At 59.1% G+C, this 14,707-nt stretch carries 12 protein-coding genes; 11 read left to right on the top strand and 1 reads right to left on the bottom strand.

Going from position 1 to position 14,707, the window contains the following annotated elements:
- Nucleotides 1-93 precede the first annotated feature (93 nt).
- From RXV86_RS21395 to RXV86_RS21385, 3 genes are all read left to right on the top strand, one after another.
- Nucleotides 94-450 (top strand): hypothetical protein, encoded by a 357-nt coding sequence (locus tag RXV86_RS21395; RefSeq protein ID WP_316302583.1) that lies wholly within the window; start codon nt 94-96, stop codon nt 448-450.
- A gap of 1,039 nt (nt 451-1,489) precedes the next feature.
- Nucleotides 1,490-2,950, top strand: coding sequence for a hypothetical protein (locus RXV86_RS21390; protein WP_316302582.1), 1,461 nt, complete (start codon nt 1,490-1,492; stop codon nt 2,948-2,950).
- On the top strand, nt 2,950-4,419 hold the full coding sequence (locus RXV86_RS21385) for a 1-acyl-sn-glycerol-3-phosphate acyltransferase (protein WP_316302580.1): 1,470 nt from the start codon (nt 2,950-2,952) through the stop codon (nt 4,417-4,419). Before RXV86_RS21390 ends, RXV86_RS21385 begins: the two co-directional genes overlap by 1 nt.
- A gap of 380 nt (nt 4,420-4,799) precedes the next feature.
- Here RXV86_RS21385 and RXV86_RS21380 read toward each other — a convergent pair whose 3' ends face one another.
- Nucleotides 4,800-5,654, bottom strand: a complete 855-nt coding sequence (locus RXV86_RS21380; protein WP_316302579.1) for a MurR/RpiR family transcriptional regulator — start codon at nt 5,652-5,654, stop codon at nt 4,800-4,802.
- Between the two features lie 128 nt (nt 5,655-5,782).
- Here RXV86_RS21380 and RXV86_RS21375 point away from each other — a divergent pair, with 128 nt between their 5' ends.
- From RXV86_RS21375 to RXV86_RS21340, 8 genes are all read left to right on the top strand, one after another.
- Entirely contained in the window at nt 5,783-6,562 is a 780-nt protein-coding gene (locus RXV86_RS21375) for an N-formylglutamate amidohydrolase (RefSeq protein WP_316302578.1), read from the top strand.
- The gene (locus RXV86_RS21370) at nt 6,559-7,140 is read left to right on the top strand and encodes a TRAP transporter small permease subunit (protein ID WP_316302577.1); all 582 of its coding nucleotides are present in this window, start codon (nt 6,559-6,561) and stop codon (nt 7,138-7,140) included. Before RXV86_RS21375 ends, RXV86_RS21370 begins: the two co-directional genes overlap by 4 nt.
- A complete protein-coding gene (locus RXV86_RS21365) occupies nt 7,137-8,456 on the top strand; it encodes a TRAP transporter large permease subunit (protein WP_316302575.1) in 1,320 nt (439 codons plus the stop codon). Before RXV86_RS21370 ends, RXV86_RS21365 begins: the two co-directional genes overlap by 4 nt.
- A 48-nt stretch (nt 8,457-8,504) precedes the next feature.
- The gene (locus RXV86_RS21360) at nt 8,505-9,545 is read left to right on the top strand and encodes a TRAP transporter substrate-binding protein (RefSeq protein WP_316302573.1); all 1,041 of its coding nucleotides are present in this window, start codon (nt 8,505-8,507) and stop codon (nt 9,543-9,545) included.
- Between the two features lie 60 nt (nt 9,546-9,605).
- On the top strand, nt 9,606-10,958 hold the full coding sequence (locus RXV86_RS21355) for a glutamine synthetase family protein (RefSeq protein ID WP_316302599.1): 1,353 nt from the start codon (nt 9,606-9,608) through the stop codon (nt 10,956-10,958).
- The gene (locus RXV86_RS21350; RefSeq protein WP_316302572.1) at nt 10,955-12,334 is read left to right on the top strand and encodes an aldehyde dehydrogenase family protein; all 1,380 of its coding nucleotides are present in this window, start codon (nt 10,955-10,957) and stop codon (nt 12,332-12,334) included. The genes RXV86_RS21355 and RXV86_RS21350 overlap by 4 nt, the downstream gene beginning before the upstream one ends.
- Nucleotides 12,331-13,476 (top strand): iron-containing alcohol dehydrogenase, encoded by a 1,146-nt coding sequence (locus tag RXV86_RS21345; RefSeq protein WP_316302571.1) that lies wholly within the window; start codon nt 12,331-12,333, stop codon nt 13,474-13,476. The genes RXV86_RS21350 and RXV86_RS21345 overlap by 4 nt, the downstream gene beginning before the upstream one ends.
- A gap of 178 nt (nt 13,477-13,654) precedes the next feature.
- Nucleotides 13,655-14,695, top strand: coding sequence for an extracellular solute-binding protein (locus RXV86_RS21340; protein ID WP_316302598.1), 1,041 nt, complete (start codon nt 13,655-13,657; stop codon nt 14,693-14,695).
- Nucleotides 14,696-14,707 lie beyond the last annotated feature (12 nt).

Raw genomic sequence — 14,707 nt, 5'->3', positions numbered from 1 at the left:
TGGCGATGGCAAAAAAGCGCAACGAGCATGAAGCATGGCAGCAAGGAGAACTTTACCCAAAGGTTCAACTGACCGACCTGGCTGCTGACGAAAATGCCCAATGCGATGATTGCCGCCAAAACGTGCAGGTTTTCACTGCGGCTGTCCGATAGCCACGGTCGGTCCTTGAATGTGGCCACGAAACTCAGCAGGAAAAGCGCCAAAGGCAAAATCCACAACAAGGGCAACGATCCGAGATCTGTTGTGATTTTCGTTGTTGTGGAGAGCATCAACGAAGATGGGATAAAGGCAAGCAGCAACCATTTGACCACTTGCGCAGCTGTTACTGGGTTTGCGACCTGCACGGATGTGTCACTTTGCATCGCCTGCGGTTCACCAGATGGTGGCGAGCTGAGCATTACCAATGCAGCAAGCGCAAAAAAGCATATACCGAGCGCAGCAAAGCCATAGGCCCAGAAGGCTGAAATGTGAGCCGCGCCCAACAACGGTTCGGCAACAAGCGGAAAGCAAAAAAGAGCAATCATCGACCCCAGATTTGACGCGCTGTACAGAAAGTACGGGTCATCGGCCGAGGACACACCCGTGCGGCGGTACCAAGCCTGGATCAACGGTGCGTTCGCAGACAAAAAGGCGAACGGCATTCCAACGCCGATCGCGTATAGCACGAGTGTTTGGGTTGCCACTGATTTGTCGGGATCAAAGTTCCAATCCTGAGGCAGGGCCAGTGGCAGGAATAACAATGCGCTGCCCCAAAATGTCATATGCAGCCAGGGTTGAACCCGTGGCGCGACAAAGCGGTTCACGACATGTGCATAGAAGTACCCGACCAACAGCGCGCTTTGGAAAAACAGCATAGCCGTTGTCCATACGGCCGGGCTTCCACCCAGGGTCGGCAATACAAGCTTCGTGAACAAGGGTTGGACAAAGAACAGCAAACAGGCTGACAAGAAAATTGTTGCGGTGAAAAACACGGGCACAATTCGATCGAGGTTTGCCGCTCGTATCCCGTTCGTGGTCCAGTCGCTCATAATTTTTCTCGCTTATAGCCCGCATGCGTCTTTTGGGGTGGCCAAACGTGCACCCGGTTTCCGGATACCGCCAATTCCGCACGAAATTTGGGCGCATATGTGGCGTTTTCCGAATGCCCATCTTCGCGAAGAAGAGGCGCCAAGGTATTCCGGGGAAGTTGTTGTCAGACGAATTTGAACTGGTCTCAGCTGGGCCCGCATGGCTGGCGGCTACGAAAAAAGCTGGTCCAGGCTTTTCCTGCAACGCCAAAACTAGTGTTAGATGTAGGTTTCTGTGCCGCGGTTATGCTCTAGCACAAGCGGAGACACCATTGATCTGAGTCATGGCCTTGCATGATAGCATGCGAAAAACTGAGTCTTAGCCGAACCGCCGTTCTGATTGTCGGCATTGCTAACACTGATTGGCTCGCAGGGATGGAACGTATGAAGCCGCATGTTTGGCAAAAGGACCAAGCCAAGTTATGAAAGAGCCTCAGATCGGTGTACCGAACAACCCAGAATTTGCCCCCAATCGCAAGTTGGCGAACCCCGTCTCACATCGGGAACTCAACGTTGCGCAACGCATCATGGCGTCGATGGTTGGTGAGCTCCTTGCCCGCCCTTGGCTGGACTGGCTGATCCTCCAAACGCTCAAACGGTTGTTCTTTCCGTTTTCCCGGCTGTGGGCCGCCGCGCGCGCCGCTAATGGCGAGATCGAGGCCTTTGCCGAAGCCGCGCCGCTGACACGCCCGATCAGAACCCGAGGCAGGCTGCGTCGGGCGCTGCGGATTTTTGAACGTGAACGCGCCAACATCAACAGTGTCGAATTCTTCTGGCGCGAGAACTTCTTTGGCCCCACCGAGGTGCCGGAACGCCATCTCGCCGCACTGGAAGAGGCGCGCCTGCACGCCCGCAGCCGGTTCAACGCCACCCGGCGGTACTTCACCTACCTGCGGCTCTGGCTGGCCACCACGGTCTATCCCGCCTTTGCCACACCGCAAGAGTTCGAGGCGACTTACGGCGTCACTGGCACCGAGTTTGAACGCCTGTTCGAACCACCAGTCGCAATGCCTGCCGTGCAACGGTCGCGTGGCGTGCCGACCCCTTCGGGACGCGACTACTGGATTCGCTTTCCCACGCCCGCCGAGCACCTCGGAGATGACGTCTATGCCCGCGTGCACGAGCCGGTCGGCATCGAAAACCCACCCACTTTGATCTTCGGTCACGGTATCTGTGTCGAGTTCGACCATTGGCGCAACCTGGTCGACCCGATCGCCATGTTGCCACGCCGGGGCATCCGCGTGATCCGCCCCGAAGGCCCCTGGCACGGGCGGCGCGTTCCCGACGGGTATTACGGCGGCGAAATGTTCTTGTCGCGCGCACCCATGGGCGAATTCGACTACTTCACCGCCCAGCACAAGGAATGGGCCGTGCTGATGGATTGGGCCCGCCGGACCAGCACCGGGCCTGTGGCCTTCGGAGGCAGCAGTCTTGGCGCTCAGGCGGCCCAGATGGCGGCAATCCGGGCGCAGACGTGGCACAGGGACCTGCAACCCGATGCCCTGTTCCTGATGACCCACTGTGAACACGTGGGCGACGTGGCCACTGACAGCGACCTGTCTGATATCTGGGGGCTTCACAAGCCGCTGGCCAAGTTGGGCTGGAACAAGCACATGCAGAAGGACTGGTTGTCCAAGCTTGATCCGCCGGGTCTTCCGGTCATGCCCCCCGAGCGGATCATCAGCATTCTGGGCCGGAAGGACCGCGTCACGCATTTTGCTTCGGGTCAACGGTTACAGGACAAATGGAACCTGCCGGTGGAGAACCGCTTCATCTGGCCATGTGGTCATTTCACTGTTCCACTTCGACTGGGCCGCGACACACGACCGCTTGATCGGCTGCGCGCAATTTTCGATGACATTCCTCAACGAGGTGCACGATAGTGCTGGGCCATGAGATCGCTCTGCCCCTATGGCTGGCTTTGCCGGTTCTGGTCTTGGCGCTGCTCGGGACGCGGGCCTATATCGTCGAACCTCTGGTGCGACGGGCGCTGCTGCGCCGCGAGCGTGATCTCAAGACACGCCTCAACACGACGCTGACCCGGCCGCTGCCCAAGGTGCTGCAGGTTCCCCGCCGTGTCCTGACCGAACGCCTGTTCAACGACCCGGTGGTCCAGCAAAGCATTGAGACCGCCGCGGAAACCGACGGTCACGAGGCTGCCGAGGCAGAAGCCCGCGACTACATCGACGAATTGATGCCGTCGTTCTTCGCCCTGTTCTACTTCCATATCGGCTATCGGCTGGCGCGGCGTTGGCTCCGCTCAATGTACGATATCCAGATCGTGAAACAGCTGCCACCCAATGCCTATGCGGATATCCCCGAGGATGCCAGCATCGTGCTGGTCGGCAATCACCGCTCGAACCTCGACGTGGCGGTGCTCAGCTATCTTGCGGCGCGCACCAGCATGATTTCATTTGCTGCGGGGGAATGGGCCTCGGTCTGGCCAGTCAACCGGATAATGCAGATGAGCGGGTGCTACATCATCCGCCGCGAATCCCAAGGCAAGCTCTACAAAATCGTGCTGGCCCGTTACATCCACATGATGATTGGCGCGCGAATGCCCCAAGGGATATTTCTGGAAGGCGGGCTCAGCCGCGATGGGGCGCTTCAGCCAATCAAATTGGGCCTGATGCGTTATATCCTGGCGGGTCTTGGCACAGAGGGCACGCGCGATATCGTCTTTATTCCAGTGGCCTTCAATTATGATCGCGTTCCCGAGGACATGACACTTCTGGCGCATCAGGACCAGGGGTTCGTCAAGAAGTCACGACTCTATACGATCCGCAGCACAGCTTGGCACTCCTTGGGGATGATCGCCCGATTGCTGCGTGTTCGGCGTCAGCGGTTCGGCCAGGCCGCAGTCAGTTTCGGCCCGGCGTTTTCCACACGTGCGTGGCTGACAGAGCAAGGGGTGTCTGTCGAGGGACTCGACGATGCCGAACGCAAGTCAATCGTGGCTCCGATTGCCGAAACCATCATTGGCCAGATCGCGGACATGATCCCTGTATTGCCGGTGTCATTGGTTGCCACCGTGATCCGCAACACGGATGACGGGGCGATCACACGCAGACACTTGCGCAGCGAGGTTCTGCACCTGATTGAACGCCTGCGTATGGCCGATGTGCCTCTTGCGATCGACGAGGCGCACGATCCGAACGCCAGCGAACTTGGTCTTCAGGTGTTGTTGTCGCGAGGAGTGGTGACAGAAGAGTCTGGCATACTTCAGCCGAACCCGGGCAAGGCGTCGCTGCTGGATTACTATGCGCGTACCATCTCGCACTACATGATCCACGAAGAGCAGCGAGCGCAGCTGAGCAGCATTCTTACGGTCCAGGAACCTGCCAGCAAGTAATCCGAATTGGTAATAGTCTTTTCGCCATGGTCCTTCGCAATGGCGTCAGAGCACAGGCCTTCGCTTGTGAAACTCTCACCCGCAAGTTCATTTTGCGCACCGCGAACAAAGGCAGCAAATGACTTTGGCTGGCTAGAAGGGGGCAAACGACCCATTCCTGCCCGCTTCTATCCCCGAGAGAGATTCGCCGCCCGAATCTAACGGACCCAGTTCCTCGTTGCAGCCAGCCTTCCGCCTGATCACCGGCCGCGGTTCGACAGTGGGGCTTTTGCGCAAATGGCCAGAAAACTTCGAAAGGCTTTGTGAGCGAACGGTCGAGGAAGGAATGGCGAAAGATGGCTCCGGGTCAATCGCTGCTATCCTTGTGCAAAAAAGCTCGTCTAGGTGAATTTCCGAAACAGTTTTGTCTGATCAAATGCGGTTTCCAGCGCGTCCGTTCTGGTCTTGACCGTTTCCCAGAGAATCTCCTGCACGGCAGCAATGGTGCATTCGGTCAGCATTAACAGGGGTAGGCAGGTATCCCAGGCCGATGGTACAACGATCCGGCTGGCGAAGGTGTGTTTCGCCAACCGATGTATCGGTGAACGCCACTGGTCGGTGAACAGGACGATCTCGGCCCGCTTGTCATGGCACATCTGCGCCATTTGCAGGGTGGTGTTTTCATAGCGCCGCACATCATAGGCGACCACAACGTCGCCGGGCCGAATGTCCAACAGATCATGCGGCCATGACCCTCCGCTGGCCACAAGACGCACCTGCGGGCGGATCATCTGCAGGTGAAGGTACAGGTATTGCGCCACGGTTCCGGTGATCCGGCCACCGGTAATGAAGATCGTTCTGTCCGGATCGCTGAGCAGTGAACACAGGCTGTCAAAGTCCCCGGGGTCCACCTCATCCAGGCTGCGCTGCTGGTTCTCGATCCCTTGGCGAGAGTAGCGGTTCAGGATGTGCTCCTCGGGGAGGTCGGTTTTCCAGACATTGCGCTTGGCAATCGGGTCCGAGATCATCTCTTTCAGCTCGGCGCGCAGCGCGGACTGAAATTGCGGGAACCCGTCGAACCCGGTCTTTTGCAGCATCCGTGCGACGGTGGTTGTCGATACGGCGGCGGCACTGGCCAGTTCGGTGATACTGCCCAGGCCAACGATGGGGTAATCATCGAGCAGGGTGTTGAGCAACTGCCTTTCGCTTGGCGTCATGGCATCGCGATGTTCGATCAGCCTGGCAGAAACAGTCATGTCCGCAGTGTCCTTTCTCCAGCCGCATTACAATGTGACGGTCAAATTCTGCACATGCAAGGCGGGCCTGTGAAATTCTTTTCTGGAAAATTGTTGACAGGCCGACTTAGCCTGTCAACAATTTCCCAATGGAATCGCAGGTTGAAACCCAGGGTTACGGCAAGGTCTATGAAGCGAGCCCGCCGGTGCAGGGGACACCGTTCCTGATCCTGTGCGAGCATGCCTCAAACCGGGTTCCGGCCTGTTTGAATGACCTGGGACTTTCGCGTGATGTGCTGCAAAGCCACGTTGCCTGGGACCCAGGGGCGCTGGGCGTGGCCAGGGCGCTGCGGAAGAGGCTGGGCGCCGTTTTGATAAACAGCAATGTCTCGCGACTGGTTTATGACTGCAATCGCCCCCCCGAGGTTGACAGCGCGGTCCCGGAGCGCAGCGAGGTTTATGATATTCCGGGCAATGTGAACCTGCGACGGTCCGCACGGGCGGAACGCATTAAAAATGTCTACGATCCCTTCGTGAAGGCCGTGACCGATGAGGTCCGCAAAACCGAAAATGATCTTGAACTTCTCGTCACCATTCACAGCTTTACGCCGGTCTATCACGGCAAAACGCGCGCTGTGGAACTGGGTATTCTGCATGGGCGCGATGACCGATTCTCCAAAGCTATGATGGCATTGAAGCCCGAAGAACTCCCCCTCGATACACGCCTGAACGAGCCTTATGCGGCGCGCGATGGCGTGACCCATTCGATTGACCTGCATGGGACGGACAATGGGTTGCTCAATGTCATGATCGAGATCCGCAATGATTTGATCAAGACATCTGCGGAGCAGGACGATATGGCAGCCCTCCTCTCCCCTTGGATCACCAAGACGCTCGACCATTTGCGCCAATCAGGGGTGTGGGCATGAACGCACTTCTGGGATTTGCTCGCTTTGTCGACCGGATCAATCGGGGGATCGGGCTTGTGGTGATGTATGGTGTATTCATCCTGATGGGCATCCTGTTGTGGTCGTCGATTTCCAAAACCTTCTTCGTGCCCTCGCTCTGGACGCTGGAAATGGCCCAGTTCGCCATGGTTGCCTATTACATGCTGGGCGGGCCCTATTCGATCCTGGTGGGGTCGAACGTGCGGATGGACCTGTTCTATGGCAACTGGTCGCTGCGCCGGAAGGCAACCGTCGACATCATCACCGTGATGTTCCTGCTCTTCTATCTGGGTGTGTTGCTTTATGGCGCGTTGGGATCAACCGCCTATTCGCTTGGCTATTGGGGTAGCGCACCGGTCGAGTTCTTCACCGGCCTGATCACCGGATCCGAAGAAATCGGCCGCATGGAACGCTCCTCAACCGCCTGGCGCCCCTATATCTGGCCGGTCAAGACGATCATGATCCTCGGCCTGTTCCTGATGCTGTTGCAAGCCCTGTCCGAGTTGGTCAAGGACATGGCCCGCGCCATTGGCCGCGATATTCCGGAGCCCAAATTATGAGCCAGGAACATATCGCGCTGTTCATGTTTGCCTCGATGATGCTGATGCTGTTTTCCGGCCAGCGGGTGTTTGGCGCGATCGGGGCGATTGCGGCCATCGCCGCGCTGGCGTTGTGGGGCACCGGCGGGCAGGACATTCCGTTCTCGGCGGCGATGAAGCTGATGAAATGGTATCCGCTGCTGACCCTGCCGATGTTCATTTTCATGGGCTACGTGCTGTCAGAAAGCCGTCTGGCGGATGACCTTTACCGCATGTTCCATGTCTGGTTCGGCAATGTGAATGGCGGATTGGCAATGGGCACCATCGGGCTGATGGTGCTGATTTCGGCGATGAACGGCCTGTCAGTCGCGGGCATGGCGATTGGCGCGACGATCGCTTTGCCGGAACTCCTGAGGCGCGGCTATGACAAATTGATGGTCACCGGCGTGATCCAGGCAGGGTCGTCGCTCGGTATCCTGGTGCCGCCCTCGGTGGTTTTGGTACTTTATGCCATGATCGCGCGCCAACCGGTGGGGCAGTTGTGGCTGGCCGGGATCCTACCGGGGCTGATGATGGCGGCGATGTTCGTGTTCTACATCTGGCTGCGCTGTCGCATTAATCCCGAACTTGGCCCCGTGGCCGAAGACTTACACGAGGTCACGCGCGAAGAGAAAATCCGTCTGCTTGGTGCAGGCATTCTACCACTGGCGATTTTCGCGGCGATGATGGTGCCCTTTGTCAACGGCTGGACCTCGCTGGTCGAAAGCTCGGCCATTGGCGCGCTGACCGCCCTTGTCGCCTCGATCCTGAAACGGCGGATGAGCTGGTCGGTGTTTCACACTTGCACCAGGCAGACGCTGGCGATTTCCTGTATGTTCATGTGGATCATTCTGGCTGCTTTGGGCTTTGGCGCAGTTTTCGACGGGCTGGGCGCCGTCAAGGCCATCGAAAACCTCTTTACCGAGCAACTGGGTCTCAGCCCCTGGCTGATCCTGATCCTGATGCAGTTGAGCTTCATCATCATGGGCACGTTTCTGGACGACACCGCGATGCTGGTCATCGTGGCACCGCTTTACGTGCCTCTGGTGGGGGCGTTGGGCTTTGATCTGATCTGGTATGGCGTGCTCTACACGATCACCACCCAGATTGCCTATATGACGCCACCCTTCGGCTATAACCTGTTCCTGATGAAGGCGATGGCCCCTCCGGGCATCGGCCTGCGCGACATCTACCGATCCATCATTCCCTTTGTCGGCGTCATGATCCTTGCGCTGGCGATCATCATGACGTTCCCACAGATCGCTCTGTGGCTGCCCGACTATGTTTACGGAAAATAACCAGAAGGCTGAAAGGCCCGAAAATCAAAACCCAATGGAGGTATTACAATGACCAATACAACAAGACGTAAGTTTCTCAGCACCGCCGCGGTTGGCGCGGCAGCGGCCCCGCTGGCAACCCCGGCGCTGGCGCAAGGCACGATCAAGTGGCGGATGCAGACCTATGCCGGCCCGGCGCTGGCGGCGCATGTGATCGACCCTGCGATTGAAATGTTCAACAAGATCGCCGGCGACCGGATGCAGATTGAACTGTTTTATGCCGATCAACTGGTGCCGACAGGCGAGCTGTTCCGCGCCATGCAGAAGGGCACCATCGACGCGGTGCAATCGGATGATGACTCGATGGCCTCGCCCACCGATGTCACCGTGTTCGGCGGCTATTTCCCCTTTGCCTCACGCTACTCGCTCGACGTACCGGTGCTGTTTAACCAATACGGCCTGAACGAGATCTGGGACGAGCAGTATAGCGCCGTCGGCGTGAAACACATCAGCGCCGGATCGTGGGACCCCTGCCACTTTGCCACCAAGGATCCAATCAACAGCCTTGCCGACCTTAAGGGCAAGCGCGTCTTCACCTTCCCCACCGCTGGCCGCTTCCTGGCACAGTTCGGCGTGGTGCCCGTCACCCTGCCGTGGGAAGACATCGAGGTTGCGGTGCAAACTGGCGAGTTGGACGGTATTGCCTGGTCGGGCATCACCGAGGATTACACCGTCGGTTGGGCCGACGTGACCAACTATTTCCTGACCAACAATATCTCGGGCGCCTGGGCCGGGTCGTTCTTTGCCAACATGGACCGCTGGAACGAACTGCCAGAAGACCTGCAAACCCTGTTCCGGGTCTGCTGTGATCAATCGCATTACTATCGCCAGTGGTGGTACTGGGGCGGCGAGGCAAACCTGCGCGTCAATGGCACCAAGATGCAGCTGACCTCGATCCCCGACGAAGAATGGGCCCAGGTCGAAAATGCCGCGGTCGCTTTCTGGGACGAGATCGCCGCCGAGGGAGAGGTTCAGGCCAAGGTGGTCGAGATCTTCCGCAAGTATAACGCTGACATGGCCAAGGCCGGCCGGCCCTATCGCTACGGCTAAAGGACATGCAAACTGCGCGGGTGGGGAGACTCACCCGTGCAAACAAAGATCGGGATTGCCATGACATTCGAAGAGCTCAAGACACAAATCGCGGCAGGTGAAATTGATACCGTTCTGACCTGCATCATCGACATGCAGGGCCGTCTGATGGGCAAACGGTTCCATGCCGAGGCGTTCCTGGATATGGCCGAGGATGAAACGCATTGCTGCAATTACCTGCTGGCGACCGATCTGGAAATGGCGACACCCGATGGCTATGCCTCGACCAGTTGGTCGGCGGGCTATGGCGATTACGTGATGAAACCCGATCTCGGTACGATCCGCCCCGTTCCATGGCTGGAATGCACCGCTCTGGTCCTCTGTGACGTGCTTGACCACCAAAGTCATGCTCCGGTTGCCTTTTCCCCGCGCGAGGTGTTGAAACGTCAGATTGCCCGGGCCGAAACGCTGGGCCTGACCCCGATCATGGCGACGGAACTGGAGTTCTTCCTATTCCAGGGCACGCATGACGAGATTGCTGCGAACGGTTTCCGCGACATGCGTCCGATCTCGAATTACAACGAGGATTACCACATTCTCCAGACCTCGAAGGAAGAACCGGTCATGCGCCCGATCCGCAATCACCTGCGGGCGATGGGGATTCCGGTGGAAGGCTCCAAAGGCGAGGCAGAGGCCGGTCAGGAGGAGCTGAACGTCAAATATGCCGATGCGCTGGCCACCGCCGATCACCACACACTGGCCAAGCATGGGATCAAGGAGATTGCCCACCTGCAGGGCTATGCCGCGACCTTCCTGCCGAAATGGCATCACGACCGGGTTGGGTCTGCTGCTCATGTGCATCAATCGTTGTGGAAGGCCGGCGAAAACGCGTTTCACGATGCCGACGCGCCCTTGGGCAAGTCGGCGCTGATGGATCACTACATGGCGGGGCTACTGAAATACGCGGCGGACATCACCGTGTTCCTGGCCCCCTATATCAACAGCTATAAACGATTTGCCAAAGGCAGTTTTGCGCCCACCCAGGCCGTCTGGTCGGTGGACAACCGCACCGCCGCGTTTCGCCTCTGTGGTGATGGCACCAAAGCGGTGCGTATCGAATGTCGCACGCCCGGCTCGGACATGAACCCCTACCTCGCACAAGCCGCGATGCTCGCCGCGGGCCTGAAAGGGATCGAGGAAAAACTGGACCTGCCCCCGCCCTATACCGGCGACGCCTATGCGGATAATGAGAACAACCACATCCCCCGCACCCTACGTGACGCGCGCGAGGCATTGCTGTCCTCGGGCATGCTGAAAGAGGCCTTCGGCGAGGAAACCGTCACGCACTATGCCCGCGCGGCCGAGTGGGAAATCGAAGAATTCAACCGCGTCGTGACCGACTATGAAATCGCAAGGGGCTTTGAAAAGGCATGACCATGTTGACCTGTATCTCGCCGATCGACGGATCGGTTTTCGCCGAGCGCGAGGCGCTGACCATCGGAGATGCGCGCGCCACGGTGGACCGGTCGCGCGATGCTCAATCCGGCTGGGCCGGGCGCCCGCTGCAGGAACGGATTGATCTGGTAATGGCAGGCGTCGGCGCCGTGGGTGCGATGAACGACGAGATTGTACCGGAACTAGCCCGGATGATGGGCCGCCCGGTACGCTATGGCGGCGAGTTTGGCGGCTTCAATGAGCGCGCCAGCCACATGGCCGAGATCGCCCAAACCTCGCTTGCACCAATCAAGGTGGGCGAAGACGCCACTTTCAAACGGTACATCAAACGGGTGCCGCATGGGGTCGTCTTCGTGGTTGCGCCGTGGAATTACCCCTACATGACCGCCATCAACACCGTGGCCCCGGCCCTGATCGCGGGCAATACGGTGATCCTGAAACACGCCACCCAAACGCTTCTGGTGGGTGAGCGCTTGGCACAGGCTTTCCACAAGGCCGGCGTGCCCGAAGACGTGTTCCAGAACGTCTTTCTCGATCACGCGATTACTTCGGCCCTGATTGCCGAAAACGCGTTTGACTTCATCAACTTTACCGGCTCGGTCGGCGGCGGGGCCGAAATGGAGCGCGCCGCCGCAGGCACCTTCACCGGGGTTGGCACCGAACTGGGTGGAAAGGATCCGGGCTATGTCATGGAAGATGCCAACCTGGATGCGGCGGTCGAGACCCTGATCGACGGAGCGATGTTCAATTCCGGGCAATGCTGTTGCGGGATCGAGCGGATTTATGTCCATGAAAGCTTGTTTGATGACTTCCTGTCCAAGGCCATCGAGATTGTAAACGGCTACAGGTTGGGCAACCCACTGGCCCCCGAGACCACCCTCGGCCCGATGGCCAATAAACGCTTTGCAGACGAGGTCCGCGCCCAGATCAGCGAGGCCGTGGCGGCAGGCGCCTCCGCCCATATCCCGACCTTCGCCGAGGATGACGGCGGCACCTATTTGACCCCGCAGATTCTGACCGATGTCACCCACGACATGCGCGTCATGCGTGATGAAAGCTTTGGCCCTGTCGTTGGCATCATGCCGGTCAGCGGAGATGACGAGGCCATCGCCCTGATGAATGACAGCGAATTCGGCCTCACCGCCAGCCTCTGGACCCGCGATGTGGATCGCGCCGAACAGGTGGGCGACCGGATCGAAACCGGCACCGTATTCCTCAACCGCGCCGATTACCTTGACCCCAGCCTGTGCTGGACCGGCTGCAAAAACACCGGGCGGGGCGGAGGCCTGTCGGTGATCGGCTATCACAACCTGACCCGTCCCAAATCCTTCCACCTTAAGAAAGTCACGTCATGAACCTTGTTGGAAACTGGTCCTACCCCACGGCGATCAAATTCGGCGCAGGCCGGATCAAGGAACTGGCCGAAGCCTGCGCAAGCGCCGGTGTCACCAAGCCGCTGCTTGTGACCGACAGGGGGCTTGCCGAGCTGCCCGTGACAACCACGACGCTCGACACTATGGAGGCCGCCGGTCTTGGCCGGGCGATGTTCTCGGACGTTGATCCGAACCCGAACGAAAAGAACCTCTCCGCCGGGGTCGCCGCCTACAACGCTGGTGGGCATGACGGCGTGATCGCCTTTGGCGGTGGTTCCGGTCTCGACCTGGGTAAGATGGTCGCCTTTATGGCCGGTCAAACCCGCCCGGTCTGGGATTTCGAAGACATAGGCGATTGGTGGACCCGTGCGGATGCCGATGCCATCGCTCCGATCGTGGCGGTGCCGACCACCGCAGGCACCGGATCGGAGGTGGGCCGTGCCAGCGTGATTACCAATTCCACCACGCAAGAGAAAAAGATTATCTTCCACCCCAAGGTCCTGCCTTCGGTGGTGATCTGCGACCCGGAACTGACCGTGGGCATGCCGCCCGCTATCACCGCAGGTACAGGCCTCGATGCCTTTGCCCATTGCGTCGAGGCGTTTTCCAGCCCGCATTACCACCCGATGAGCCAGGGCATCGCCATAGAAGGCATGCGGCTGGTGATCGACAATCTGCCGCGTGCATATGCCGATGGGGCGGATATCGAGGCCCGCGCCAACATGATGTCGGCTGCTGCGATGGGGGCCACAGCATTCCAGAAAGGTCTTGGCGCCATTCATGCGCTCAGCCATCCGCTGGGCGCGATGTACCACACCCACCACGGCACGACGAACGCGGTCTGCATGCCCGCGGTGCTGCAACTCAACCGCCCCAAGATCGAAACGCGTTTTGACGAAGTTGTTGGCTATCTGGGCATCACCGGTGGGTTCGACGGTTTCTGTGCTTTTGTCGATGACTTCAACGCATCTCTGGGCATCCCGGGGCGCATGTCTGATCTGGGTGTGACGAACCCGGATATCGACCGCCTTGTCGCCGGGGCGTTGATCGACCCAAGCTGCGGCGGCAACCCGGTCGAGCTGAATGACGCGAACGTCCGGGCTCTGTTCAACGAGGTTCTGTAACAGGCGGGCCATCCGGGTGTCACCCGGTTGTTACGCGGCGGGTTTATGCCCGCGGAAGTGTTGAAAATTTGACCAGTTGGCAAAAACCAATCAAGCTGCTGCCAGTTGGCCTCACGTAAGACGGTTAACATCAGAGAGGGGTAAACCGATGAAGTACCAAACTGTGAAACTTGCCGCGATGGGCCTGGCCATGGCCGGGTTCTCGCATACGGCAAACGCCGATACACTGCGCCTGCTGACCTGGGGTGGCTATGCACCCGAGGATGTCATCGCGCTGTTCGAGGCTGAAACCGGCCACACGGTCGAGGTGACCAAGTCCAACAACGAGGAAATGATCGCCAAGCTGCGCGCCACCGGCGGCGGCGGATTCGACCTTGCCCAGCCCAGCCAGGACCGGATCACCGGCCCGCAACTGGAATTCGGCATCTACAAGCCGATCGACATGTCCAAGATCGACAAGGGACAATTCATCCAGTCGATGCTTGAGGCGACGATGGGCAACACCACCGTCGAAGGCGAAGTTTACGGCGTTCCGCATGTCTGGGGCACATCTGGCCTGGTGATGAACACCAAGATGGCCGGCGACACGGTTAAGGATTACACCGACCTGTGTGATCCGGCGGTTGCGGGCAAGGTCTCGTATCGCCTGAAACGTCCGACCCTGATCGGCTTTGCGTTCGCGATGGGGCTGGACCCCTTCGCCGCCTATAACGATGCCGATGCCTATGGCGAGGTCATGTCCAAGGTCGAGGCCAAGCTGATCGACTGCAAGGCCAACGTCAAAACCTACTGGGGCGGCGGTGACGAGTTGATGGGCCTTGTGCGCTCGGGCGAAGTTGTCGCTTCGATGGCCTGGGACACCGGCGGCTGGAAGCTCAATGCTGACAACCCGGATATCACCTTCGTGGCACCCGCCTCCGGCGCTCTGGGCTGGATCGACACCTTCGTGCTGCCCGCCAAAGGCCAGGCGGATGACGCAGCCTATGCCTGGATCAATTTCGTGATGAAGCCGGAAATCGCGGCAATGATCACCGCGGCCGCGGGCAACTTCACCGCTTCGCAAGGCGCTGATGCCCATGCCGAGGACGCGCTCAAGGCCCGTTACCAGGCGAGCTTCCCGCCCGAAGCCGTTGACAACATCAAGTGGTATCCGCCGGTTCCCGCCGGTCTGGAAGCCATCGAAGGCGGTGTTCTGGATCGTGTCAAGGCGGCCCAGTAAGCGACACCATCA

Origin of the sequence: Aliisedimentitalea sp. MJ-SS2, assembly GCF_032586155.1 — a bacterium.
Lineage (GTDB): Bacteria > Pseudomonadota > Alphaproteobacteria > Rhodobacterales > Rhodobacteraceae > JAWHTC01.
This window is presented reverse-complemented; position numbering and strand designations above follow the sequence as displayed.

Coding starts and splice junctions, on each gene's coding strand:
- RXV86_RS21395 (WP_316302583.1), top strand. CDS start 94: ATGCCCAATGCGATGATTGCCGCCAAAACGTGCAGGTTTTCACTGCGG.
- RXV86_RS21390 (WP_316302582.1), top strand. CDS start 1,490: ATGAAAGAGCCTCAGATCGGTGTACCGAACAACCCAGAATTTGCCCCC.
- RXV86_RS21380 (WP_316302579.1), bottom strand. CDS start 5,654: ATGACTGTTTCTGCCAGGCTGATCGAACATCGCGATGCCATGACGCCA.
- RXV86_RS21375 (WP_316302578.1), top strand. CDS start 5,783: ATGGAATCGCAGGTTGAAACCCAGGGTTACGGCAAGGTCTATGAAGCG.
- RXV86_RS21370 (WP_316302577.1), top strand. CDS start 6,559: ATGAACGCACTTCTGGGATTTGCTCGCTTTGTCGACCGGATCAATCGG.
- RXV86_RS21365 (WP_316302575.1), top strand. CDS start 7,137: ATGAGCCAGGAACATATCGCGCTGTTCATGTTTGCCTCGATGATGCTG.
- RXV86_RS21360 (WP_316302573.1), top strand. CDS start 8,505: ATGACCAATACAACAAGACGTAAGTTTCTCAGCACCGCCGCGGTTGGC.
- RXV86_RS21355 (WP_316302599.1), top strand. CDS start 9,606: ATGACATTCGAAGAGCTCAAGACACAAATCGCGGCAGGTGAAATTGAT.
- RXV86_RS21350 (WP_316302572.1), top strand. CDS start 10,955: ATGACCATGTTGACCTGTATCTCGCCGATCGACGGATCGGTTTTCGCC.
- RXV86_RS21345 (WP_316302571.1), top strand. CDS start 12,331: ATGAACCTTGTTGGAAACTGGTCCTACCCCACGGCGATCAAATTCGGC.
- RXV86_RS21340 (WP_316302598.1), top strand. CDS start 13,655: ATGGGCCTGGCCATGGCCGGGTTCTCGCATACGGCAAACGCCGATACA.